Annotated in this window: 21 protein-coding genes and 1 pseudogene; 4 read left to right on the top strand and 18 right to left on the bottom strand. The window is 58.9% G+C overall.

Annotation, left to right across the window (positions count from 1 at the left end):
- Positions 1 to 118: 118 nt before the first annotated feature.
- The 3 genes and pseudogenes from I9H07_RS25095 to I9H07_RS14050 form a co-directional block, all read left to right on the top strand.
- Positions 119 to 940 (top strand): annotated as a pseudogene (locus tag I9H07_RS25095) (cache domain-containing protein); the annotation flags it as partial.
- 15 nt (positions 941 to 955) lie between these two features.
- Positions 956 to 1798 carry a methyl-accepting chemotaxis protein gene (locus I9H07_RS25090; protein ID WP_419178524.1) on the top strand — a complete coding sequence of 281 codons (843 nt, stop codon included), beginning with the start codon at positions 956 to 958 and terminating at the stop codon, positions 1796 to 1798.
- Positions 1799 to 1944: 146 nt separating this feature from the next.
- Positions 1945 to 3009 carry an AI-2E family transporter gene (locus I9H07_RS14050; protein ID WP_236425559.1) on the top strand — a complete coding sequence of 355 codons (1065 nt, stop codon included), beginning with the start codon at positions 1945 to 1947 and terminating at the stop codon, positions 3007 to 3009.
- Positions 3010 to 3125: 116 nt separating this feature from the next.
- Here I9H07_RS14050 and I9H07_RS14045 read toward each other — a convergent pair whose 3' ends face one another.
- Positions 3126 to 4049 (bottom strand): alpha/beta fold hydrolase, encoded by a 924-nt coding sequence (locus tag I9H07_RS14045; protein WP_058391809.1) that lies wholly within the window; start codon positions 4047 to 4049, stop codon positions 3126 to 3128.
- A 137-nt stretch (positions 4050 to 4186) separates the two neighbouring features.
- Between I9H07_RS14045 and I9H07_RS14040 the strand changes: the two genes are divergently transcribed.
- Positions 4187 to 5143, top strand: coding sequence for an AraC family transcriptional regulator (locus tag I9H07_RS14040; protein ID WP_058391810.1), 957 nt, complete (start codon positions 4187 to 4189; stop codon positions 5141 to 5143).
- A gap of 69 nt (positions 5144 to 5212) precedes the next feature.
- Here the strand turns inward: I9H07_RS14040 and nuoN are convergent, their stop codons facing one another.
- The 17 genes from nuoN to I9H07_RS13955 all read right to left on the bottom strand — a co-directional run bounded on the left by nuoN (position 5213) and on the right by I9H07_RS13955 (position 24723).
- Positions 5213 to 6682, bottom strand: a complete 1470-nt coding sequence (nuoN, locus tag I9H07_RS14035; RefSeq protein WP_236425558.1) for an NADH-quinone oxidoreductase subunit NuoN — start codon at positions 6680 to 6682, stop codon at positions 5213 to 5215.
- Positions 6683 to 6689: 7 nt separating this feature from the next.
- Positions 6690 to 8222, bottom strand: a complete 1533-nt coding sequence (gene nuoM / locus I9H07_RS14030; protein ID WP_024646628.1) for an NADH-quinone oxidoreductase subunit M — start codon at positions 8220 to 8222, stop codon at positions 6690 to 6692.
- Between the two features lie 39 nt (positions 8223 to 8261).
- A complete protein-coding gene (gene nuoL, locus I9H07_RS14025; RefSeq protein ID WP_024646627.1) occupies positions 8262 to 10115 on the bottom strand; it encodes an NADH-quinone oxidoreductase subunit L in 1854 nt (617 codons plus the stop codon).
- Positions 10112 to 10420, bottom strand: a complete 309-nt coding sequence (nuoK, locus tag I9H07_RS14020) for an NADH-quinone oxidoreductase subunit NuoK (protein ID WP_003380111.1) — start codon at positions 10418 to 10420, stop codon at positions 10112 to 10114. Before nuoK ends, nuoL begins: the two co-directional genes overlap by 4 nt.
- Positions 10417 to 10926, bottom strand: a complete 510-nt coding sequence (nuoJ, locus tag I9H07_RS14015; RefSeq protein WP_024646626.1) for an NADH-quinone oxidoreductase subunit J — start codon at positions 10924 to 10926, stop codon at positions 10417 to 10419. The genes nuoK and nuoJ overlap by 4 nt, the downstream gene beginning before the upstream one ends.
- Positions 10927 to 10936: 10 nt before the next feature.
- Entirely contained in the window at positions 10937 to 11485 is a 549-nt protein-coding gene (gene nuoI / locus I9H07_RS14010) for an NADH-quinone oxidoreductase subunit NuoI (RefSeq protein ID WP_024646625.1), read from the bottom strand.
- 11 nt (positions 11486 to 11496) lie between these two features.
- Positions 11497 to 12504, bottom strand: coding sequence for an NADH-quinone oxidoreductase subunit NuoH (nuoH, locus tag I9H07_RS14005; protein WP_003411662.1), 1008 nt, complete (start codon positions 12502 to 12504; stop codon positions 11497 to 11499).
- Entirely contained in the window at positions 12501 to 15218 is a 2718-nt protein-coding gene (gene nuoG, locus I9H07_RS14000; protein ID WP_236427074.1) for an NADH-quinone oxidoreductase subunit NuoG, read from the bottom strand. Before nuoG ends, nuoH begins: the two co-directional genes overlap by 4 nt.
- A gap of 137 nt (positions 15219 to 15355) precedes the next feature.
- Entirely contained in the window at positions 15356 to 16714 is a 1359-nt protein-coding gene (nuoF, locus tag I9H07_RS13995) for an NADH-quinone oxidoreductase subunit NuoF (protein WP_058391814.1), read from the bottom strand.
- Complete coding sequence (gene nuoE / locus I9H07_RS13990) at positions 16711 to 17208, bottom strand: NADH-quinone oxidoreductase subunit NuoE (protein WP_024674049.1); 498 nt, start codon at positions 17206 to 17208, stop codon at positions 16711 to 16713. The genes nuoF and nuoE overlap by 4 nt, the downstream gene beginning before the upstream one ends.
- 2 nt (positions 17209 to 17210) lie before the next feature.
- Entirely contained in the window at positions 17211 to 18992 is a 1782-nt protein-coding gene (gene nuoC / locus I9H07_RS13985; protein ID WP_024646621.1) for an NADH-quinone oxidoreductase subunit C/D, read from the bottom strand.
- Between the two features lie 74 nt (positions 18993 to 19066).
- Positions 19067 to 19741 carry a NuoB/complex I 20 kDa subunit family protein gene (locus I9H07_RS13980; RefSeq protein WP_024646620.1) on the bottom strand — a complete coding sequence of 225 codons (675 nt, stop codon included), beginning with the start codon at positions 19739 to 19741 and terminating at the stop codon, positions 19067 to 19069.
- Between the two features lie 10 nt (positions 19742 to 19751).
- Positions 19752 to 20165 carry an NADH-quinone oxidoreductase subunit A gene (locus I9H07_RS13975; protein ID WP_002554011.1) on the bottom strand — a complete coding sequence of 138 codons (414 nt, stop codon included), beginning with the start codon at positions 20163 to 20165 and terminating at the stop codon, positions 19752 to 19754.
- 458 nt (positions 20166 to 20623) lie between these two features.
- Positions 20624 to 21949, bottom strand: a complete 1326-nt coding sequence (gene aceA, locus I9H07_RS13970) for an isocitrate lyase (protein ID WP_024674048.1) — start codon at positions 21947 to 21949, stop codon at positions 20624 to 20626.
- A 274-nt stretch (positions 21950 to 22223) separates the two neighbouring features.
- Positions 22224 to 22961, bottom strand: a complete 738-nt coding sequence (locus tag I9H07_RS13965; protein ID WP_236425354.1) for a secretin N-terminal domain-containing protein — start codon at positions 22959 to 22961, stop codon at positions 22224 to 22226.
- Between the two features lie 180 nt (positions 22962 to 23141).
- Positions 23142 to 23564: a GNAT family N-acetyltransferase gene (locus I9H07_RS13960; protein WP_024646617.1), complete on the bottom strand. Its 423-nt coding sequence runs from the start codon at positions 23562 to 23564 to the stop codon at positions 23142 to 23144.
- Positions 23557 to 24723 carry a cupin domain-containing protein gene (locus tag I9H07_RS13955; protein ID WP_024674046.1) on the bottom strand — a complete coding sequence of 389 codons (1167 nt, stop codon included), beginning with the start codon at positions 24721 to 24723 and terminating at the stop codon, positions 23557 to 23559. The genes I9H07_RS13960 and I9H07_RS13955 overlap by 8 nt, the downstream gene beginning before the upstream one ends.
- Positions 24724 to 24773 lie beyond the last annotated feature (50 nt).

The following is a 24773-nucleotide window of genomic DNA, read 5'->3' as shown; positions in this document are numbered from 1 at the left end:
GCACTCATAAAAGAGATCTTTCTTACGAAAAACAGGATAAGTCTTAATGTAGGCCGGAGAATGCCGATAGTCTGATGAGCACCTCTGACTTTATAAAAATAACCATAAGGCTAATCCTATGCGTCTCAGTCTGAAAGCCAAGGTTCTGTCGCTGGCCGTATTGCCGGTCCTGATGTTTGCGCTGGTGATCAGTGCCACGACGGTGTTCATGCTGCACAAGCAGGCCGAGCGAGAGGTCAGCGATACGCGAGAGCGCCTGCTCTCCGAGGCCAAGACTACGCTGCAGAATTATGTTGCGATTGCCATGACATTCATCAAACCCCTGTACGACGCCGCAGCGCCGGGTGACGAAGCTGCGCGCGCCAATGCCATCAAGCTGCTTTCTGCAGTCAGTTATGGCAAGGACGGTTATCTCTTTGGCTATGACTCACAGGTAATCCGTATCTTTCGCAGCACCAGTCCGGATGGCGTGGGGAAGAGCTTCAATGACGCCCGCGATGCAAACGGAGTGTATATCAACCGGGAGTTGGTAGCGGTCGGCAAGGCGGGCACTCACTACGTGATGTATTCCTCGGCCCTGCCGGGCAAGACCGAACCTGTGCCCAAGATCGGCTACACGGATTACCTGCCCAAGTGGGATCTGGTCATTGGCTCTGCCGTCAACCTTGACGGCATCGACGCTCAGGTGGCGGTGGTCAGGCAGAACGTCGAAGCGCGTTTGCAGGAGATGCTCTACAGCATACTGGGGATCACGGTTCTGGTGCTGGTCATCATCAGCGTGATCGGGATCTTGATGACCGGCACCTTGCTGCGTCCGTTGGGTTTGATGAAAAACAACCTGGACGACATTGCTGCAGGCGAGGGCGACCTGACCCGGCGTCTGGCCATTACCAGTAACGACGAGCTGGGTGACCTGGCCGGCTCGTTCAACCGATTTGTCGACAAGATTCACGGCATGGTTCGTCAGGTCAGTAGCATGACCGGACAGCTCAATGGTCTGGTCGGAGAGGTTTCAGCACAGGCGCAACGTTCCGAGACTGCAATGGATCGTCAACGCCATGAAACCGATCAGGTGGCCACCGCGATCAACGAAATGTCGGCTGCTGCTCAGGAAGTTGCCAAGAGCGCACAAGGTGCTTCGGTGGCTGCTCAGCAGACCGATGAGCAAGGGCGCGCCGCCAAACGTGTGGTAGATGGCAGTATCAGGCAGATTCACGCGCTGGTGGATGACATCCGTAAAAGCGGCTCGTCTCTGGACGTCCTGCAGAAGGATGTTTCTTCGATCGTCAGCGTGCTGGGGGTCATTCGCTCGATTGCCGAACAGACCAACCTGCTGGCACTCAACGCTGCCATCGAAGCCGCGAGGGCAGGGGAAGCAGGACGGGGCTTTGCCGTAGTTGCTGACGAGGTTCGGGCGCTGGCCAGTCGTACCCAGCAAAGCACGCAGGAAATCCAGAGCATGATCGATCGCCTGCAACAGGGCACTCAGGAGGCGGTCACGGCCATGCGCCGATCCAGTGAGGCCGGTGACGGTACGTCGGCGCAAGCCAACGAAGCGGGTCTGTCGCTGGTGACCATCGGCGAGCTGATCGCAACCATCAACGCCATGAACGCGCAGATCGCCAGCGCTGCCGAAGAACAGACGGCAGTGGCTGAAGAAATCAATCGCAGCGTTCACCAGATCGCTGGTGCAGTTGAAAGCGTGGCCGATGAGACGCGGCAAAGTGCGCAGACTTCACGCAGCCTCGCCGAGCTGGGCGCAAGCCTCGACAGGCTGGTAGGTCAATTCCGAGTGTGAGGTTGCCTGGCAGGGTCGAAAGACCCTGTCGCTGTGCATTTCGGACGCTGACGTCATATTGCCTTCATTCGATGGCACTCGTACGCTCATGTGCTGACTAAGCTCTAGACCGCGCGCAAGGCGCGGTTTACTGACATGGACAGGACATGAACGAAACCACGTTGCAATACAAAACCCTCATTCTGCTGTTGGTGCTGGTGACCATTGCCTTCATATGGATTCTGCTGCCGTTCTACGGCGCGGTGTTCTGGGCGGTCATCCTCGGGATCATTTTTGCGCCGGTGCAGCGCAGGCTGCAGATCAAGTTCAACTGGTCCCGCAATCTCACCTCCCTGTGTACCCTGACTATCTGTCTGGTCATTGCGATTTTGCCGGTGATTGTCATCAGTGCGCTGCTGGTTCAGGAAGGCACCACGCTGTACAAGAACGTCGAAACCGGGCAGCTGGATATCGCCGGCTATCTGGCCGAATTCAAGAACCTGCTGCCGCACTCGGTTCAGGCATTGCTTGATCGGCTGGGCATGGGCGACCTTGACGGGCTGCGCGACAAGATCACCAAAGGCGCGATGCAAGGCAGCCAGTACCTGGCGACTCAGGCATTCAGCTTTGGGCAAGGCACCTTCGATTTTGTGGTGAGCGTCTTCATCATGCTGTACCTGCTGTACTTCTTCCTGCGCGATGGCCAGGAACTGGTCCGCAAGATACGTACTGCGGTGCCATTGGGCGAACAGCAAAAGCGTCGTCTGCAGCTCAAGTTCACCCGCGTGGTACGTGCCACAGTCAAAGGCAACGTGGTAGTCGCGGTGACGCAAGGTGCGCTGGGTGGTTTCATCTTCTGGGCGCTGGACATCCCGAGTGCGTTGCTCTGGGCCGTGATCATGGCCTTCCTGTCGCTGTTGCCGGCAGTCGGCGCGGGAATCGTCTGGGCACCCGTGGCCGTCTACTTTCTGCTCAGCGGAATGATCTGGCAAGGTGTGGTACTGGGATTGTTCGGGGTATTCGTGATCGGACTGGTGGACAACGTGCTGCGTCCGATTCTGGTCGGCAAGGACACCAAGATGCCGGACTACCTGATCCTGATTTCTACCCTGGGCGGTATGTCGGTCTTCGGTCTGAATGGCTTTGTGATCGGCCCGCTGGTAGCGGCGCTGTTCATCTCCAGTTGGGGCCTGTTCAGCGGTGACAAAAAGTCGGTGAAGTTGCCGGGCTAGTCGTGTGAGGTCCTGTACCAAATAGGCCCCGCGCATGCGTTACGATTATTCGTCAAACGCATGTGCGGGGTTTCCAGCGAAGTCCGGCTGCAAAGGTCAGGCTGCCAGAGCAAGCGTCAATAAGAACCCTTCTTTACCCCAACTGCCGATTCCACAAAGGTCGCCAGATCATGATTGAAGCGCGACGCTTCCTCCAGGAACGGCGCATGGCCCGAGCTTTCATACACACTCGATTGAACGCGAGCATTGAGCTGCCTGGCACGTGCGATGCTCGGCTGAACCTTTACAAGTTCATCCTTGCCGCCGTACAGCAGCAAGACCGGCACCCTTGCCTTGGGCAATCCTTCAGCCACTGCAACCGTCATTGACGGCGTGACGCGGGTCATCGTCCAGGATGCCATCGCGGCGCTCGATAACAGCTGTTCGAAAGTCGCTGTATCGGGCCGGGTGTGAAAGCACAGCCCGAGAAAAGTACGTACCGCATCTAGGTGCGTTTTCAGATCCTCTGAAGCCAGCCCCGCATACACCTGAGGATGAGCGGTGATCAGCGCGGCATTGAGCTCAATCACGCCGTCGACATACATGACCCCGCCAATCCTGGTATCGCCATAAGCGGCGAGGTAATTGGACATGACTACGCCTCCCAGTGACCACCCGACCAGTACCGGGCGTTTGCTCCCCGTAGCGTCTATGACCGCCGCCAGATCGTCCGCGTAGCGACGTCCGTCACGATACGCATCAACATTTTCAGGTTTATCGGAGAGCCCATGACCCCGCAGGTCATAAGTGATCATACGGTAGCGATGCAGCTCGGGGCTGCTGGTCTGCTTTTCCCAGTTCAGACGACTGCCGAGCAGGCCGTGGACAAAGATAATGGCAGGCCCGTTCGGATCTCCTGACTCCTGCACGGCGAGTTTCAGCCCGTCGGGGGCGGTTACCGTATAGCGCTTGTCTGCGGCCATAGCCATTGACGATAGCTCGACCAACAAGGCGACCAGCCAGATGGTGCGCAATGTGCGAAGAAATAAAGTGCGACTCATGAGGTTATTTCCAGATGACGAATGTGATGAACTCAATGTAGGTTTAGGGCGTCGGACGGTCTATGACGTAAAGTCTGGAAAAATTGATCATTCGTCCTGAACTGACCTTTATGTTCAACTCATCAAGGCATGACGCCATGCAATCCAGCTCCAGTGAGCTGATCAGCGAACTGCTGCTCGGCATGCGCCTTTCCGGCGTTCAATTTCGCAGGATCGAAGTCTCACACCCTGCGGGCGTCGGCTTCAGCAACGCAGTGGGGCGAGCACAATTTCATTTTGTCGGACGTGGACCTGTCTGGTTGCGAGGCGTTGACAATTGCGTATACAGGCTCGATACCGCAGACGCCGTCCTCATTCCGCGTGGAGGGTCGCATGCGATTTTGACCGCCGAGGACACGCGTGCAGGCGATGTGCAGCCGTTTGATCCGTGCGGGGCCATCACCAATGAAATCCACGATCCGAGTGGCGCGGGTGAGGGCGATGTGCTTCCTCACGCCGTGATCTTCAGTTGTTGCATGGAGCTGGAACTGGGTGGCATGCAACCGCTCGTTACCGCGATGCCGGACGTCATGCAGGTGAGCACGATACTGGACACATCCCCCGAGCTACGCCCGATGCTGGCCGCAATGGAGCGCGAAGCTATGATGCTACAGGCCGGACACGCTGGCATTCTGGCGCGCCTTGCCGAAGTGGTTGCCGCGTTGCTCGTGCGTGGTTGGGTCGCAAATGGATGCGAAAATACCACCGGCTGGTTGGGGGCTTTGCAGGATCCCCGGTTAAGCCGGGCCATCGTCATGATGCACAGACAGCCGGGCAGAAACTGGACGGTCGCCGCGCTGGCCAGTGAAGCCAGGCAGTCTCGTTCGGTGTTTTCTCAGCGTTTTCTCAGTGCGACAGGTGATCCTCCGTTGCGATACCTCAGGGAGCTGAGAATGCGCTTGGCGACGGACAGGCTGAGCCGTGAACATCAGCCTCTGGAGATTGTGGCCAGTGAACTCGGGTATGGTTCGCTGGCGGCCTTCAGTCGCGCGTTCAAACGCTCGGTGGGAGTGTCTCCAGGCGCTGTCCGTGCGACGAATCGCAGCACGGACTAGACAGGACGCGTGTTTTTCCAAGGCAAAAAAAAACCCTGCTCGACGGCAGGGTTTTTTATTTGCGGATAATCAGCCTGCTACGTGCAGACCCGCATTGAGCACCAGGTCCAGCAGCGGTTGCGGGTAGACACCCAGCACGAAGGTCAGGATCGCAACGGCCAGCAGCATGACGCCACCCGTGCGCTGTGCCCAGTTGATCGCTGCGTCGTGACGCGGCATCTTGTTGTCGACCAGGTACATGGTGACCATCACCCGCAGGTAGTAGAACAGGCCGATGGCGCTGCCGATGACCAGCGCACCGACCAGCCACCACAGCTGCGACTCAACGCCAGTGGCCATGATGTAGAACTTGCCGATGAAGCCTGCAGTCAGCGGAATGCCTGCCAGCGACAGCATCATCAGAGTCATGACCGCTGTCAGGTAAGGACGACGCCAGAACAGGCCGCGGTATTCGAACATCGCATCGGCATCACGCCCGCTGTAAGGCGAGGACATCATGGTGATCACGCCGAAGCTGCCCAGCGAGGTCAAGACGTAGGTCACCAGGTAGACACCAATCGCCTCGACCGCCATGCCCTTGCTGGCCACCAGCGCAATCATCAGGTAACCGAAGTGCGCGATGGACGAGTAACCCAGCAGACGCTTGAGGTTGGTTTGTGTCAGTGCCAGCAGGTTGCCGACCAGGATCGACGCCACGGCAATCACGGCCAAAACGTCATGCAACACGCCGCTGCTGGCTGCCGGGGAAATCTGGAACAGACGCACCAGCACCGCGAACACAGCAACCTTGCTTGCCGTCGCCAGAAACGCTGCGACAGGAGCAGGGGCACCTTCGTAGACGTCTGGCGTCCACAGGTGAAAGGGCACCAGCGACAGTTTGAAGGCGAGCCCCACCACCATCATGCCCAGACCCAGGCTGGCGATCGGGCTTGGCATGCCGGTGGCCGCAATGGCTTTACCGATGCCTTCGAAGCTCAGCGAACCTGCTTCTGCGTACAACAGCGCCATGCCGAACAGCAGAAATGCCGAACCGGCCGCCGACAGCACCATGTACTTGATGCCGCCTTCCAGGGAACGCTTGTTGAAGAAGGCATAAGCCACCAGACCGTAGACCGGCACCGACAGCAGTTCCAGACCGATGAACAGGCCAGCCAGGTGCTGCGCGCTGACCAGCACCAGGCCACCGGCGGCGGCCAGCAGGATCAGCAGGTAAAGTTCTTCGCGGTTGCCCGGGTAGCCCGCCTTGCCGTCACCCAGATAGGCGTGCGCCATGGTCACACAGGCCAGGGTAGAGGCGAGGATGATCGCCATGTACAGGCAAGCGAAGTTGTCGATGTGCAGCAGCGGTGTCACCACCAGCGGGGCGACTTTCAGTGCGGGGTAAATCGACAGCAGGGCCAGGTTGAGGCCTGCTACCGACAGCAGGAATGTTTGCGAGTGATTGCGGCGCCATGCAATCGCCAACATCACCACGACAACGGTGAGGCTGGTGATCAGCAGTGGCGCAAGCGCAATAAAGTGTTGAATCGTCAGGTCCATAGCGCTCTTACCGGGCCGAAGCGAGTTGAGTGAAGGCAGTGCCTAGCCATTGCTGCACGCCATGCATGGTCGCTGCCGAGGTGTCGAGGAACGGCTGCGGGAAAACCCCGAGCACGATCAGCAACACGGCAAGGCCGAGCACCATGATCATTTCCCGTCCGTCCATGCCTTTCAGAACCTCGTCGGACTTCGACGGGCCGAAATAGGCGCGGTGGATCATGATCAGCGAGTAGACAGAACCAAACACCAGACCGGAAGTGGCAATCGCCGTGATCCATGGCGAGCTGGCGAAACTGCCCATCAGAATCAGGAACTCGCCGACGAAATTGCCGGTACCCGGCAGCCCCAGAGAGGCCGCTGCGAAGAACAGGCTGATCGCCGGTATGTAAGCGATGCGCGACCACAGGCCACCCATCTCACGCATGTCCCGAGTGTGCAGACGCTCATACAACTGACCGCTGAGAATGAACAGTGCGGCGGCCGACAGACCGTGCGCGATCATCTGGATCAGCACGCCTTGCAGAGCTTGCTGACTGCCCGAGTAGATGCCGATCAGCACGAAGCCCATGTGCGAGACACTGGAGAACGCGATGAGGCGTTTGATATCGGTCTGGGCAAACGCCAGGAATGCACCGTAGAAGATACCGACCAGACCCAGGCCCATCGCAATCGGCGCGAATTCGGCCGATGCATTTGGGAACAGTGGCAAGGCGAAGCGCAACAGGCCGTAGGCAGCGGTTTTCAGCAGGATACCGGCGAGGTCGACGGAACCGGCAGTGGGTGCTTGTGCATGCGCATCCGGCAGCCAGGAGTGCAGCGGCACGACCGGCAGCTTCACCGCGAAGGCGATGAAGAAGCCCAGCATCAGGATGTACTCGGTACCCGGCGCCAGTTTGGTCTTCAGCAGATCAGCGTAGGCAAAGGTGATTACGCCGGTCTGATTGAAGTGCACCAGCACCAGACCCAGGATCGCCACCAGCATGATCAGGCCGCTGGCCTGAGTGAAGATGAAGAACTTGGTCGCTGCGTAGATCCGGGTTTTCTTGCCGTCCGAGGAGCTATGACCCCAGAGCGCGATGAGGAAATACATCGGCACCAGCATCATTTCCCAGAAGAAGAAGAACATGAACAGGTCGATGGCGAGGAACACGCCGACGACACCGCCCAGAATCCACATCAGGTTAAGGTGGAAGAACCCCACCTTGCGCTGGATTTCCTTCCACGAGCACAGCACCGACAACACGCCGAGCAGGCCGGTCAGCAGGATCATCAGCAGCGACAGGCCATCGAGTGCCAGGTGCACGTCGATGCCGAAGCGGGTGATCCAAGGGTGGTGGAACTCCAGGGTCCAGGTCGGATCGGCACCGGGCACTGGCGCATAGCCAAAGTTGCCGGTTGCCCACAGCCAGAGGCCGAGGACCAGTTCGAGGGTCATTGTCAGCAGCGCAATCCAGCGCGGCAGAGTAGGGCCGAAGCGCTCACCCAGCCAGCACAGCAGGCCGCCGATAAAGGGGATCAGGATTAGCCAAGGCAGAATCATGACGGGCTCAATTCCTTTCGCAAATTCGCAAGGTTCATGTCAGACCGCAACCAGAACGACGGCACCGAGTACCAGAACGGCACCTATGGCAATCGAGGCAGCATACCAACGCAACTGGCCGGTCTCGGTGCGGCTCATGGTGTCATGACCGCCTTTGACCAGACGTGGGATCAAGCCGATGGTGCGGTCGAACGGATCGCTACGCAGCAGGTGACTGATCGCCAGATAAGGTTTGACGAACAGCTTGTCGTAGATCCAGTCGAAGCCCCAGGCGGCGAACCACCAGGCTGAAAGGAAGCGACCCGGACCGCTGTTGGCGATAGCCGTTGCCAGACGGCGCTTGCCGAGAAACAGCAGCGCTGCCAGCAGAATACCGGCCAGGGCAATGGCCCCCGAGGCGATTTCCAGGCTGTGCTTGGCTTCGCCACCGGCATGGCCCACGCTTTGCGGCAGAACACCGGCCAGTGGCGGGGTGATCAGTGCGCCGATGAACGTCGACAGCACGATCAGCACCGACAGTGGCAGCCAGTGAGCCACGCCATGGCCTGCGTGCGCTTCGGTCTTGGCCTCACCGTGGAACGCGATGAAGATCAGGCGGAAGGTGTACAGCGAGGTCATGAACGCACCGACCAGACCGGCATACAGCAAGGCATTGTTACCACTGGCGAACGCTTCCCAAAGGATTTCGTCCTTGGAGTAGAAGCCGGCCGTCAGCAGCGGCAGGGCGGACAGTGCGGCGCCGCCGACAATGAAGCTGGCATAGGCCAACGGCAGTTTCTTCCACAGGCCGCCCATCTTGAAGATGTTCTGCTCGTGGTGGCAGGCAACGATGACCGCACCGGACGCAAGAAACAGCAGCGCTTTGAAGAACGCGTGGGTCATCAGGTGGAAGATCGCGCCGTCCCAGGCACCCACGCCCAGCGCCAGGAACATGTAGCCGATCTGGCTCATGGTCGAGTAGGCGAGGATACGTTTGATGTCGGTCTGTACCAGTGCTGCAAACCCTGCCAGAACCAGAGTGACGCCACCGACGATGCCCACCAGATGCAGAATGTCCGGTGCCAGCACGAACAGGCCGTGGGTCCGTGCGATCAGGTAGACACCTGCGGTAACCATGGTGGCAGCGTGGATCAGTGCCGACACCGGAGTAGGACCGGCCATCGCGTCTGCCAGCCAGGTTTGCAGCGGCAGCTGTGCGGATTTACCGACGGCGCCACCCAACAGCATCAGCGTCGCCAGCACGATCCAGAAATCGCCGACCTTGAAGTGCTCTGGTGCCTTGACCAGCAGTTCCTGCACATTGAGCGTGCCCAGTTGCTGGAACAGGATGAACATGCCGATGGCCATGAACACGTCACCGATACGGGTGACGATAAAGGCCTTGAGCGCTGCATTGCCGTTGTTGCGGTTGCTGTAATAGAAACCGATCAACAGGTAGCTGCACAGGCCCACACCTTCCCAACCGAAGTAGATGAACAGCAGGTTATCGCCCAGAATCAGGAACAGCATGCTGGCGATGAACAGGTTGGTGTAGGCGAAGAAGCGCGAATAACCAGCTTCACCGCGCATGTACCAGGACGCGAACAGGTGAATCAGGAAGCCGACGCCAACCACCACGCCCAGCATCGTGACGGACAGACCGTCCAGATACAGCGCAAAGTTGGGCTGGAAGCCCGCGACGTCCATCCAGCGCCACAGCACCTGGGTGTAATGACCACCCTCTGGCGGGGCGACGTTGAACTGCCAGATGATCCAGGCCGTGACGATGGCCGACAGACCGATCGAGCCGACGCCAATCAGCGCCGCGAGGTTTTCCGAGATGCGTCCACGAGAGAACGACAGCAGCAGAAAACCGATGAGGGGAAATACGAAAGTCAGAAAGAGAAGATTCATCCGCGCATCTCGCTGGCAGCATCGATATCGAGAGTGTGGAAGCGGCGATACAGTTGCATCAGGATCGCCAGGCCAATACTGGCCTCGGCTGCCGCAAGGCTGATCACCAGAATGAACATGACTTGCCCATCCGGTTGAGCCCAGCGACTGCCGGCAACTACGAACGCCAGCGCAGCCGCGTTCATCATGATTTCCAGGCTCATCAACACGAACAGAATGTTGCGGCGCACCATCAGGCCGACCAGACCCAGGCAGAACAGGACCCCGGCGACGGCCAGACCATGTTCAAGAGGGATAGCATTCATTGGCTTGGCTCCTTGGCCTCGTTGCGGCCCAGATGGAATGCCGTGATGGCTGCAGCAAGCAGCAGCATCGAGGCGAGTTCCACCACCAGCAGATAAGGCCCGAACAGGCTGATGCCGACCGCCTTGGCGTCGACGGTGGTGTGGCCGATGGCAGCGCCGGTCGGGTTGGCGAACAGTACATACAGCAACTCGGCGAGCAGCAGTGCGCCGAGAATGACCGGGCCAATCCAGATGCCGGGCTTGAGCCAGGCACGTTCCTGCTGAACCGAGGCCGGGCCGAGGTTCAGCATCATCACCACGAACACAAACAGGACCATGATCGCGCCAGCATAGGCAATGACCTCCAGGACCCCGGCGAACGGTGCGCCCAGACTGAAGAAGGTCATGGCTACGGCGATCAGCGAAATGATCAGGTAGAGCAGGGCATGCACCGGATTCGTGTTGGTGACCACCCGCAGGGTGGACACAACAGCGATACCGGATGCGAAATAGAAAGCGAATTCCATCTTTACTTCCTTAAGGCAGCAAGCTCTTGACGTTGATCGGCTCGGCTTCATTCTGCGCAGCGCCCTTGGGCTTGCCGCCAATAGCCATACCGGCAACGCGATAGAAGTTGTATTCAGGGTTCTTGCCGGGGCCGGAGATCAGCAGATCTTCCTTTTCGTAGACCAGATCCTGACGCTTGAAGTCGGCCATTTCGAAGTCCGGCGTGAGCTGGATCGCGGTGGTCGGGCAGGCTTCTTCGCACAGGCCGCAGAAGATGCAGCGCGAGAAGTTGATACGGAAAAAGTCCGGATACCAGCGACCGTCTTCCGTTTCAGCCTTCTGCAACGAAATGCAACCGACCGGACAGGCCACGGCGCACAGGTTACAGGCCACGCAGCGTTCTTCTCCATCAGGATCGCGGGTCAGGACGATACGGCCACGGTAACGCGGTGGCAGATACACCTGCTCCTCGGGGTATTGCAGGGTGTCGCGTTTGCGGAAGCCGTGACCGAATACCATCACCATGCTGCGCAACTGGGTACCGGTACCCTTAACGATGTCACCAATATATTTGAACATGGGTCAAATCCTCACTGAACCGAGCCTGCCGGTGTGTTCAACAACACAATCGCAGCAGTCACCAGCAAATTGATCAGGGTCAGCGGCAGACAGAACTTCCAGCTGAAATCCATGACCTGGTCATAACGCGGACGCGGGATGGAAGCGCGCAGCAGAATGAACAGCATGATGAAAAACGCGGTTTTCAAGGCAAACCAGAAGAACGCCAGCGATGGCAGAATATCGAACGGACCGTGCCAGCCACCGAAGAACAGCGTGACCAGCAACGCCGAGATCAGAATGATCCCGATGTATTCACCGACGAAGAACATGCCCCATTTCATGCCGGCATATTCAATGTGGTAACCGTCAGCCAGTTCCTGCTCGGCTTCCGGCTGGTCGAACGGGTGACGGTGAGTCACTGCCACGCCTGCAATGAAGAACGTACAGAAGCCGAAAAACTGCGGAATGATGAACCACAGGTTCTGCGCCTGGTATTCAACGATGTCGCGCATGTTGAACGAACCGACCTGAACCACGATGCCCATCAGCGCCAGACCCATGAACACTTCATAGGAAACGGTCTGTGCCGAGGCACGCAGACTGCCGAGCAGTGCAAACTTGTTGTTGCTGGACCAGCCAGCGAACAGCACCGCATACACCGACAGACCGGCCATGGCGAAGAAGAACAACAGACCGATGTTCAGGTCCGCAACACCCCAGGTCGGTGTGATCGGGATCACGGCGAAGGCGATCAGCAGGGCGCTCATGGCCACGACCGGTGCCAGGGTGAAGATCACCTTGTCGGCGAACGGCGGTGTCCAGTCCTCCTTGAAGAACATTTTCAGCATGTCGGCTGCAATCTGGAACATGCCGAACGGACCCACGCGGTTCGGGCCATAACGGTCCTGCCACCAGCCCAGCAGACGACGTTCCACGAAACTCAGCAACGCGCCGCAGACCACGACAGCCAACAGCACAACGATTGCCTTGACGACCGCAATGATCGCGTCAATCACATCAGGTGTGAACCAGGTCATTGCGCTGCCTCCTGCAGACCGTCAACGGATTTGCCGAAAATCGCTGGCGGAATACCCGGCAGCCCGACAGGCAATGCCACCAGACCTGCGCCCAGTTCTTCATTGATACGCAACGGCAGCGTCAGCGACTGACCCTCAACGCTCAGCGAGAGCAGGGCACCTTCGTTGACGCCCAGACGGTCGGCTTCGGATTTGGCCAGCGCCACGTAAGGCTGCGGAATGCGCTCCTGAACCGGCGCGGCCAGTGACGAGGTTTCGTCGCTGCCGAACAGGTGGAAGAACGGCACAACCTGCCAGGTGCCGCGTTCCGGAGAGAAGGCACGCGGTACGCTGGAGTACCACGACAGGCCGTCACCCTGGCTTTCGATCAGGCGGGTGCCCGGATCGCCAGCACGCAGATGACCACCAACTTCGTCCTGGAACTTGTTCCAGGCTTGCGGCGAGTTCCAGCCCGGAGACCAGGCAAATGGCACCTGCTGGCGCGGTTCGGCAGAACCCGAATAGCCTTCCATGGAAAACGAGAACGCGGTGTCCTTGTCTTGCGGAATGCGCGGCTCATGAACGTTGATGTTGGCGCGCATTGACGTCCGGCCGCTGTAACGCAGCGGCTCACGCGCCAGTTTCAGGCCCTTGATCCGGAACGAGGCAGATGGCGCGGCGTTGATGATGCCGGCCAGTTGCGCAGAGCTGCCGGCGCAGGCTTCGGTCACGTGATCGAGTTGCGTCCAGTCCACAGGCTGATTCAGCAGGGTAGCGCGCAAGGCATGCATCCAGCGCCAGCCTTCGTGAACCAGAATGCCCGGGTCCAGATAGGTAGGATCGAACACCTGGAAGAAACGCTGGGCGCGGCCTTCCTGGCTGACCAGCGTGCCATCACCTTCAGCGAAGCTGGCCGCTGGCAGCACCAGATGCGCACGATCGGCAGTAGGTGTTTTCTGGTGGTCGGCCACGATCACGACTTTCGCAGCGCTCAGTGCAGCATCGACAATTTTCGCGTCGACACGACGATACAGATCGTTTTCCAGCACGACGATGGCGTCGGCCTGACCGGAAATCACCGCTTGCAGGGCGGCATCGACAGACTCGCCGCCGAACATCGCCAGGCCCATGCTGTTGGCTTCCGGCACGATCAGGCTGATGGAGCCTTGCTTGTCGCGCAGTTTCAATGCCTTGGCAATGTTGGCCGCCGCTTCGATCAGCGCTGTCGAACCCAGCGAGCTGCCGGAAATGATCAGCGGACGCTTGGCCGCGAGCAGCGCGTCTGCAATGCGTTGCGCCAGTTCCAGCGCTTCGCTGTCCAGACCTTCAACGGCAGGCGCGCTGGCGTCCAGCGCGTGCGCCACGGCGAAGCCGATGCGCGCCAGATCATCCGGTGCGGCATGTACGCATTCTTCTGCGATGTCATCCAGGCGGGTTTCAGCCAGGCTGGCGATGAACAGCGGATTCAGCTCGTGCTGACCGATGTTCTTCACTGCGGCGTCGAGCCATGGCTGGACTTTCATCCCAGCGGCCATGTCTTCCGCCTTGCCCTTGACTGCCTGACGCAGGCCAAGGGCCATGCGCGCCGCGGTCTGGGTCAGGTCTTCGCCGAGGACGAAGATGGCGTCGTGATCTTCGATGTCGCGCAGGGTCGGGATCGGCAGCGGGCTGTCGTTCAGGACCTTGAGGATCAGGCGCACGCGCTCCAGTTCACCGGCTTCGATACCGCTGTAGAAATGCTCGGCGCCGACCAGTTCACGCAACGCGTAGTTGCTTTCCAGGCTGGCGCGAGGCGAGCCGATACCGACAATGTTACGGCCGCGCAACAGGTCAGCAGCTTTGTCCAGCGCTTCGTCCAGGCTCAGTTTGACCTGGCCGGCAGCCAATAGCGGCTGACGTGGGCGGTCCTTGCGGTTGACATAGCCGTAACCGAAGCGGCCCCGGTCGCAAAGGAAATACTGGTTGACCGAACCGTTGTAGCGGTTTTCGATCCGGCGCAGCTCACCGTAACGCTCGCCCGGGCTGATGTTGCAGCCGCTGGAGCAGCCATGGCAGATGCTCGGCGAGAATTGCATGTCCCATTTGCGGTTGTAGCGCTCGGAGTGCGTCTTGTCGGTGAACACACCGGTCGGGCAGACCTCGGTGAGGTTGCCGGAAAACTCGCTCTCCAGCGTGCCGTCTTCGACGCGGCCGAAATAGACGTTGTCATGAGCGCCGTAAACGCCCAGATCGGTGCCGCCCGCGTAGTCTTTATAGAAGCGCACGCAGCGATAGCAGGCGATGCAGCGGTTCATCTCGTGTGCGATGAACGGCCCCAGTTCCTGGTTCTGGTGAGTGCGCTTGGTGAAGCGATAACGTCGTTCGTTGTGACCGGTCATCACGGTCATGTCCTGCAGGTGGCAGTGACCGCCTTCTTCGCAGACCGGGCAGTCGTGCGGGTGGTTGGTCATCAGCCATTCGACGACACTGGCACGAAAGGCCTTGGACTCATCATCTTCGATGGAAATCCAGGTGTTATCGGTGGCTGGCGTCATGCAGGACATGACGATACGACCACGGGTGTCGTTCTCGTCGGTGTACTGCTTGACCGCGCACTGGCGACAGGCGCCAACGCTGCCAAGGGCGGGGTGCCAGCAGAAATAAGGGATGTCGAGGCCCAGCGACAGACATGCCTGTAACAGGTTGTCTGCACCATCGACTTCGAGCGCTTTGCCGTCTACGTGAATAGTAGCCATGGTTCAAAGGTCTTCGTTGGCCCGTTGTCAGCGGGCGTGGCTAATGGAATCTCGGTAGTACCTGTATCGTTCAGCCCGTGAAGGCGTCAGCAGGTACGAAGTCGGCGGCTCGAACAACCGCCGACCGGTCAGTCTTGTTATGCGCCGGCCATGGTCGGACTTTTACCCGGGACAAGCGTGTCGGCGCTGGAGGGCGCTATACCTGCTTCGAACTCCGGGCGGAAATACTTGATCGCACTGCCCAGCGGCTCTACCGCGCCGGGTGCATGCGCGCAGAAGGTCTTGCCAGGGCCGAGGAAGTTGACCAGGCCCAGCAGGGTTTCGATATCCCCCGACTGACCCTGACCCTTCTCGATGGCACGAAGTATTTTCACACTCCATGGCAAACCGTCGCGGCATGGCGTGCAGAAGCCACAGGACTCCTGGGCGAAGAACTCTTCCATGTTGCGCAGCAGCGAAACCATGTTGACCGAGTCGTCGACAGCCATCGCCAGACCCGTACCCATACGGGTGCCGACCTTGGCGATGCCGCCTGCGTACATCTGGGCGTCCAGGTGTTCGGGCAGCAGAAAGCCTGTACCGGCTCCGCCTGGCTGCCAGCACTTGAGCTTGAAGCCGTCGCGCATGCCACCGGCGTAGTCTTCGAACAGCTCGCGAGCCTGAACACCGAACGGCAGCTCCCACAGGCCAGGGTTTTTCACCTTGCCGGAGAAGCCCATCAGCTTGGTGCCGTGGTCTTCGCTGCCTTCGCGCGCCAGCGACTTGTACCAGTCGTTACCGTTGTTGACGATGGCCGGCACGTTGCACAGGGTTTCGACGTTGTTGACACAGGTCGGCTTGCCCCACACGCCTACTGCAGCAGGGAAGGGCGGCTTGGAACGTGGATTGGCACGACGGCCTTCCAGCGAGTTGATCAGGGCGGTTTCTTCGCCACAGATGTAACGACCGGCGCCGGTGTGGACAAACAGCTCGAAATCGAAGCCGGTGCCGAGAATGTTCTTGCCCAGCAGACCGGCAGCCTTGGCTTCGGCCACGGCACGGTTCAAGTGCTTCGCCGCCGTTACATATTCACCACGCAGGAAGATATAGCCACGATAGGCTTTCAGTGCGCGGGCGCTGATCAGCATGCCCTCGACCAGCAGATGGGGCAGTTGCTCCATCAGCATGCGGTCTTTCCAGGTGTTGGGTTCCATTTCGTCCGCGTTGCACAGCAGGTAGCGGATGTTCATGGATTCGTCTTTGGGCATCAGGCCCCATTTGACCCCGGTGGGAAAACCCGCACCGCCACGGCCTTTGAGACCGGAGTCCTTGACCGACTGGACGATGTCGTCGGGTGCCTGCTGGGTCAGTGCCTTGCGCGCTGCCGCATAGCCGTCTTTGGCCTGATATTCTTCAAGCCAGACCGGTTCGCCGTCATCGCGCAGACGCCAGGTCAGAGGGTGGGTTTCTGCCGTGCGCGCAATGCGATTGGCAGGGCCGAAGGACGTAATGGTCATAGGTAACCCTCCAGCATCTTGGCTACGCCAGCAGGCTGTACGTCGCCGAAAGTGTCATCGTCGACCATGACGGCCGGGGCCTTGTCGCAGTTGCCGAGGCAGCAGACGGGCAACAAGGTGAAACGGCCATCGGTTGTGGTCTGGCCCAGGCCGATGCCCAGTGAGCTCTTTATTTCGTCCACGACGTTCTCGTGACCGCCGATGAAGCACACCATGCTGTTGCAGACGCGAATGATGTGGCGGCCGACCGGCTGACGGAAAATCTGGCTGTAGAACGTGGCCACGCCTTCAACGTCGCTGGCCGGAATGCCCAGCATGTCGCCGATGGCGTAAATTGCGCCGTCCGGCACCCAGCCGCGTTCCTTCTGAACGATCTTCAGGGCTTCGATGGACGCCGCGCGCGGGTCCTCGTAGTGATGCAGCTCGTGCTCGATGGCCGAGCGCTCTGTTTCGCTCAGGGCGAAACGGTCTGTCTGGATTAGCGGGCTGTTCATGCTTAGCGGTCCACGTCGGCCATAACGAAATCGATACTACCCAGGTACGCGATCAAGTCCGCGACCATGCTGCCTTTGATCACCGAAGGGATCTGTTGCAGGTGCGGGAAGCTTGGGGTGCGAATCCGGGTACGGTAGCTCATGGTGCCGCCGTCGCTCGTCAGGTAATAGCTGTTGATACCCTTGGTCGCTTCGATCATCTGGAAGGCTTCGTTGGCCGGCATGACCGGGCCCCACGATACCTGCAGGAAGTGCGTGATCAGGGTTTCGATGTGCTGCAAGGTGCGTTCTTTCGGCGGCGGCGTCGTCAGCGGGTGATCAGCCTTGTAAGGGCCGGCCGGCATGTTGCGCATGCACTGGTCGATGATCTTGATGCTCTGGCGCATTTCTTCGACGCGTACCATGCAGCGGTCGTAGGCATCACCATGCACGGCGAGAGGCACTTCGAACTCGAAATTCTCGTAACCGGAATACGGACGCGCCTTGCGCAGGTCGAAGTCCAGACCGGTAGCGCGCAGGCTCGGACCGGTAACGCCCCAATCGAGCGCTTCCTTGGTGTTGTACGCGGCAACGCCGACGGTACGACCCTTGAGAATGCTGTTCTGCAGGGCGGCCTTGTTGTATTCGTCGAGCCGCTTCGGCAGCCAGTCGACGAAATCCTTGACCAGTTTTTCCCAGCCGCGTGGCAGGTCGTGGGCAACCCCGCCAATCCGATACCAGGCCGGGTGCAGACGGAAGCCAGTGATGGCTTCAATCACGGTGTAGGCTTTCTGACGGTCAGTGAAGGTGAAGAACACCGGCGTCATGGCCCCCACGTCCTGGATATAGGTCCCCAGGAACAGCAGATGGCTGGTGATGCGGAAGAACTCGGCCATCATGATGCGAATCACGTTGACGCGGTCCGGTACGGTAATGCCCGCCAGCTTCTCGACCGAAAGCACGTACGGCAGGTTGTTCATCACCCCGCCGAGGTAATCGATACGGTCGGTGTAGGGAATGTAGCTGTGCCAGGACTGGCGTTCGCCCATTTTCTCGGCACCACGGTGGTGGTAGCCGATGTCCGGAACGCAGTCGACGATTTCTTCGCCGTCCAGTTGCAGAATGATACGGAATGCGCCGTGAGCCGAAGGGTGGTTCGGGCCCAGGTTGAGGAACATGTAGTCTTCGTTCTTGCCGGAGCGCTTCATGCCCCAGGCTTCCGGATCGAAGCGTGCTGCTTCTTCTTCCAGTTGCTGCTTGGCCAGGGTCAGGCTGTACGGGTCGAATTCTGTTGCGCGGGCCGGGAAGTCCTTGCGCAGCGGGTGACCTTCCCAGGTCGGCGGCATCATGATCCGGGTCAGGTGCGGATGGCCCGGGAAGTCGATCCCGAACATGTCCCACACTTCACGCTCGTACCAGTTGGCATTGGGCCAGATACCGGTAATGGTCGGCACGCTCAGGTCACGTTCTGACAGCGCTACCTTGATCATGACGTCGCTGTTACGTTCTACCGACAGCAGGTGGTAGAACACCGTGAAATCGGCGGCAGGCAGATCGCGGCGATGGGTACGCAGGCGCTCGTCGACACCATGCAGGTCATAGAGCATCGAATACGGCTTGGGCACCTGACGCAGGAACGTCAGTATTTCAACCAGTCTGGCGCGGTCGACCCACAGCACAGGCATGCCGGTGCGTGTCGACTGGGCAGTGAACGCCTCGGCGCCAAAACGGTTGTTCAGTTCAACGACGACATCTTGGTCGTCAGCCTTGTAAGGCGGGATGTACAGAGCGTTGTCTGCAGTCATAGGTCTCAATCACTTCGGTCAACGTACAGAATCAACCCCGGTTCCTGTCTTTTTTATAAGAAGAACGGGCTGGATCAGACTTCGTCGGGGCTGCGCAGGTTGGTGACCTGGATACGCTGTTCACGACGCTGTTCCTTTTGCGACGGCATGTCGGCGCGGTACACGCCTTGATCGCCGACGACCCAGGAAAGCGGGCGACGCTCCTGTCCGATGGACTCCTGCAGCAGCATCAGGCCTTGCAGGAATGCTTCGGGGCGGGGCGGGCAGCCGGGCACGTAAACATCCACGGGGAGGAACTTGTCCACGCCTTGAACAACGGAATAGATGTCGTACATGCCACCGGAGTTGGCACAGGCGCCCATCGAGATGACCCATTTCGGTTCGAGCATCTGTTCGTACAGACGCTGAATGATAGGAGCCATCTTCAGGAACGGCGTACCGGCGATTACCATGAAGTCCGCCTGACGCGGCGATGCACGGATAACCTCGGCGCCGAAGCGGGCGATGTCGTGGGGAGCCGTAAAGGCAGTGGTCATCTCTACATAGCAGCATGACAAACCGAAATTGTACGGCCACAGGGAGTTCTTGCGTCCCCAGTTGACCGCGCCATTCAGCACGTCTTCCAGCTTGCCCATGTAGATGTTTTTGTGGACTTGGTCTTCTAACGGATCGGAAACAGTTTCCCGTTTGCCGATGGGGTACTGCTCGTTAGGAGCATCCGGGTCGATCCTGGTGAGATTATATTGCATCGCCAAAGCCTCATTGTTTCAGCTTCGCTTGCCGATTACGGCGACCTTCAGGAGCCCAGTCAAGTGCTCCAACCCGCCATAGGTAGACAAGACCTGCCAACAGAATTGCTATGAAAACGAGAGCTTCGACGAATCCGGTCCAGCCGCTTTCGCGGACGGACACAGACCAGGCAAAGAGAAAGAGGGCTTCGATGTCAAAGATCACGAACAGCATCGCGACCAGATAGAATTTGGCGGAGAGTCGCAGGCGCGCACTGCCGGTAGGCAGCATGCCGGACTCGAACGGTTCGTTCTTGCTGCGGCCCCAGGCCTTGCTTCCGAGCAGGCTGGAGAGGCCGAGCATGAAGGCGCAAAGGCCTACTACACCCAAAAGGAAAATGGCGAAGCCCCAGTTGTGGGCAATCAGACCTGTCGATTCGGGCATGCTGGCAGTCCTTGTTAGAGAGCAAAGGTCTCTGTGCTTGATAAAGAGTCGAGGCAGTGACGAAATGTCGCAGTGCGGTCAACGGATTGATTTTATGTGCAAACAGTTGGCAAGTAAATTTTCTACATCAAATTTATTCACTTAATCAATCATGGAAAGCCCCGCAAAGTGCCTGGAGGGCTTGCCAGGCGGGCATTAGAAGTCTTTTGTTTAATTATGTCTGGCTAAGGTGAAAAGGAATGAAAGGTAATTTGAATGATAACTAATATCATTTAAACGCCTTTTATACTCGCTGCCAGGAAAGTCAACGCCGGGTTAGGCCGATTGCTTCTATAAAGAACAGCTTTGTAGCACTTTGAACGGCGTCGCCCTTTGTCCGGGATCAATACAGGCAAAATCCGACGCAAAAAAAAGACCGCCCTTACGGACGGTCTGTCTTTCGCTCTGCGTAAAGCGGCTTAGTGGAACTGCTCCTCCTCGGTCGAGCCAGTCAGCGCAGTCACCGAAGACACGCCGCCCTGAATCACGGTGGTCATGTCATCGAAGTAGCCAGTGCCCACTTCCTGCTGGTGGGCCACGAAGGTGTAGCCCTTGGCAGCGTCGGCGAACTCCTGTTCCTGCAATTTGACGTAGGCGGTCATGTCATTGCGCGCGTAGTCATGCGCCAGGTTGAACATGCTGTGCCACATGTTGTGGATACCCGCCAGGGTGATGAACTGATGCTTGTAACCCATGGCCGAGAGTTCACGCTGGAATTTGGCGATGGTCGCGTCGTCCAGGTTTTTCTTCCAGTTGAAAGAGGGCGAGCAGTTGTACGACAGCAACTGATCCGGGTACTCCTTCTTGATCGCTTCGGCAAAGCGGCGTGCTTCGTCGAGATCAGGTTTCGCGGTTTCGCACCAGATCAGATCGGCATAGGGCGCGTAAGCCAGGCCGCGTGAAATGGCCTGATCCAGGCCGGCGCGAACCTTGTAGAACCCTTCATGAGTGCGCTGGCCGGTCACGAACGGCTTATCGTAAGGGTCGCAGTCGGAGGTCAGCAGATCTGCGGCGTTGGCGTCGGTGCGCGCCAGAATGATTGTCGGCACACCGGCAACGTCAGCGGCGAGACGCGCAGCCACCAGCTTCTGTACGGCTTCCTGAGTCGGCACTAACACTTTGCCGCCCATGTGCCCGCATTTCTTCACCGATGCCAGTTGATCTTCGAAGTGAACGCCTGCGGCACCTGCTTCGATCATGCTTTTCATCAGCTCGTAGGCATTGAGCACGCCACCAAAGCCTGCTTCTGCGTCGGCGACGATGGGCGCGAAGTAGTCGATATAACCTTCATCGCCCGGCGTTTTACCGGCTTTCCACTGGATCTGATCGGCACGGCGGAACGAGTTATTGATGCGTTTGACCACGGTGGGCACCGAGTCGACCGGGTACAGCGACTGATCCGGATACATCGACTCGGCCGAGTTATTGTCGGCTGCGACCTGCCAGCCGGACAGGTAGATGGCCTGGATGCCGGCTTTGACCTGCTGAACGGCCTGACCGCCAGTCAACGCACCCATGCAGTTGACGAAATCCTTGTCGGGGCGAAATGAAGGTTTGGCACCTTGGGTCACCAGATTCCACAGCTTGTCGGCACCCAGTCTTGCAAAGGTATGTTCGGGTTGAACCGAGCCACGCAAGCGGACCACATCAGCTGCGGAATAAGTACGGGTCACGTTTTTCCAGCGCGGATTTTCAGCCCAGTCTTTTTCGAGAGCCGCTATTTGTTGTTCGCGTGTCAGTGCCATTTTATAAACCCCAGGAAGTAGGTCTCGATTAAAGTCCTGCTCCGCCAAATGCCTTGCGTAACGGCACTGTGAATGGCTGCTCGCTGCACAGAAGGTGACGATTCAAAAGCCTGTCATGCAGCCTCTGAACAGCGGGAGCGAGGCAATCATGCCTCGGGGTCTGGAAGGGCGTCAAACGTTTTGTAGTGACTTTTTAAATTCACTACATATTTGTGGGGTGAGACCGGATAGTCACTAAAAGGCCCACAGGTATTGGCTTTCGCGCCAGCCCACGTTATTCGAGCGTTTCAACCTTTACGCGTAAAACCATGTCGTTGCGACCCTGCGTCGAATAGCGTTGCGCGATGCCTTGCTGATCGGCGACGGATTGGTCGCTATTGCTCGCCAGGGTGATCCATTCGCCCAGTCGACCGCTGACCTGGCTGTCGGTGCTCTGCACTTTGATAGCGTCAGGCCGTTCCTGACTCATGCGATCATGGTTGGTGCTGATGCTCAGGTGAACGGTATCGCCGGTCACGCTGGCGGTGACGTAAAAACCCTGAGTCACGTTGCGGTATTCGGTGTTGTTCTGCGAGTAGCCGTAGGAATCAGTCGAAGAAGAGGTCAGCGGAACGCTCTGCCCAACCTGAATCAGCGCCGGCGTGCCTTCGCTGGTCTGTACCTGCTGCACGCCGCCGTCGCGACTGGTAGTGCCGTATTCGATGACCTGCGAGCCATTGCTGCTGCGGGTGGCAGTATCGCTGGTGTCAACGCTGATCAGCAGGCGTTTTGGTGCAGTGTCCAATTGTGAGATCAGGGCGCGAAGTTCTTCGATCTTGCGCGACTCGGCGTTGACGATCAGCTGGTTGCCATAGGCGCTGACGGTGCCATCGGCCCCTAAAAACGATTTGGCCACCGGCAGCAGGTCGGCGCTGGTGCGGTAGTTGAGCGGGACCACTTCGGTCGCCGCCAGTGCGCTGGCACTGAATGCAATGAGCAGCGAGGTAAGCAGGATGCGTATAACCATGTTCATTCTCCGCGATGGGCGCGTAAAGCATGAGTGTGCCACTGTGTCGGCCGCCATAGACACTAGCTGAATGGCTGGACGTAAAAACGCCCTGCCTTTTTCAGTCCGGCATCAGTGATACCAGCCTGCAAAGGGCAGGGCGTCAATTATGTAGTGCTCTTGAAAACGCCTACATATTCAAGTCCGTTACACCTGTCGAAGCATATCGACATGTGGCAGACCGGCTTCAAGAAACTCTTTGCTGGTGACCACGAAACCGAAACGCTGGTAGAAATCGACAGCTTGTACCTGAGCGCTGAGTTTCAGTGGTTCGAGCCCGCGTTTTTCAGCTTCATCGATGACGGCGCTCAGCAAGGCTTCACCGACCTTGAGGCCTCGCCAGTCCTTGAGCACCGAGAGGCGACCGATTTCACCGTCCGCCAACAGGCGCGCAGTACCCACTGCATAGTCACCTTCACGGGCCAGAAAATGCACAGCATCTGCGTCTTCGGCGTCCCACTCCAGCTCCGGTGGCACCGACTGCTCAGCGATGAACACCGAGTCGCGTATACGCCGGATATCAGCATTGTTCTTCTGCCATTGTGCGACAGATACAGTGATTTTATTCATCGGCAAATCCCAGGCTTCCTTGTTTTACGAGTTCGCAAAGCAGATTGCGACCCTCATCATCGGCCAACCATTGGCCGAGGTTTTCACTGTGCAGCGCGTCTGCCGCACAGATCAGTTTGAGCAGTTCACGCAGGCTGCCGGGTAACAGGCGGCTCTGGCCGCTGGCAAACAGCAGCAGATCGTCATCAACCTCGGACCAGGCCAGTCGGGCGGCCGGGTTGCGAATCAGTACGGCGCCTTGTTCGAGGCTGTCGAGCAATTCCTCTTCGCCCAGCTCCGGTCCGGTGACCAGTTCCGGGTAACGCGGTTCGGTCATGAACTGGCCAAACCAGGTCAGCAGCAGGCGCTCGTCGCTCATGTGCTCTGCGAGCAAGGCTTTCAGGCGATCAAGGGCGTCACGCTGGATCTGATGAGGATCGCTGGCCGGTTGTGCGTCGGCATCAGTGTAGCGCTCTTCATCGGTAATGAACTGGGCGAGGAAATCGGTGAAATGAGTGAGCACTTCCGCCGCACCGGGTGCCCGAAAGCCGACCGAGTAGGTCAGGCAGTCATCCACGGCAACGCCGCAATGGGCCAGTCGCGGCGGCAGGTAGAGCATGTCGCCCGGCTCCAGGGTCCATTCCTCGGTCTTTTCAAAGCCGGCAAGAATGCGCAAATCGGCATGCTCCAGCAGCGGGCTTTCGGCGTCGCACATCTGGCCGATCTGCCAGTGACGTTTGCCGTGGCCCTGGAGCAGGAACACGTCATAGTTGTCGAAATGCGGGCCAACGCTGCCACCCGGCGCTGCGTAGCTGATCATCACGTCGTCGATGCGCCAGCTCGGCAGGAAACGGAAGTTTTCCAGCAGCTCGCTGACTTCCGGGACGAACTGGTCGACCGCCTGCACCAGCAGGGTCCAGTCACGTTCAGGCAGCTTGCTGAACTCGTCTTCGGCGAAAGGACCGCGACGCAGTTCCCACGGGCGCTCGCCGTTTTCGATGACCAGACGCGACTCGACTTCTTCTTCCAGGGCCAGACCGGCAAGTTCGTCGGCATCGATCGGGCTTTGGAAGTCCGGCAGTGCCTGACGGATCAGCAGCGGTTTTTTCTGCCAGTAGTCGCGCATGAAAACGCGCGCGCTGATGCCGCCCAGAAGTTGAAGAGGAATATCAGGATTCATGTGTAAGCCCTTGAAATGAAAACGCCCGGCACAGCCGGGCGTGTGCAATG

Source organism: Pseudomonas syringae, assembly GCF_023278085.1.
GTDB classification, from domain to species: Bacteria; Pseudomonadota; Gammaproteobacteria; order Pseudomonadales; family Pseudomonadaceae; genus Aquipseudomonas; species Aquipseudomonas syringae_Q.
This window is presented reverse-complemented; position numbering and strand designations above follow the sequence as displayed.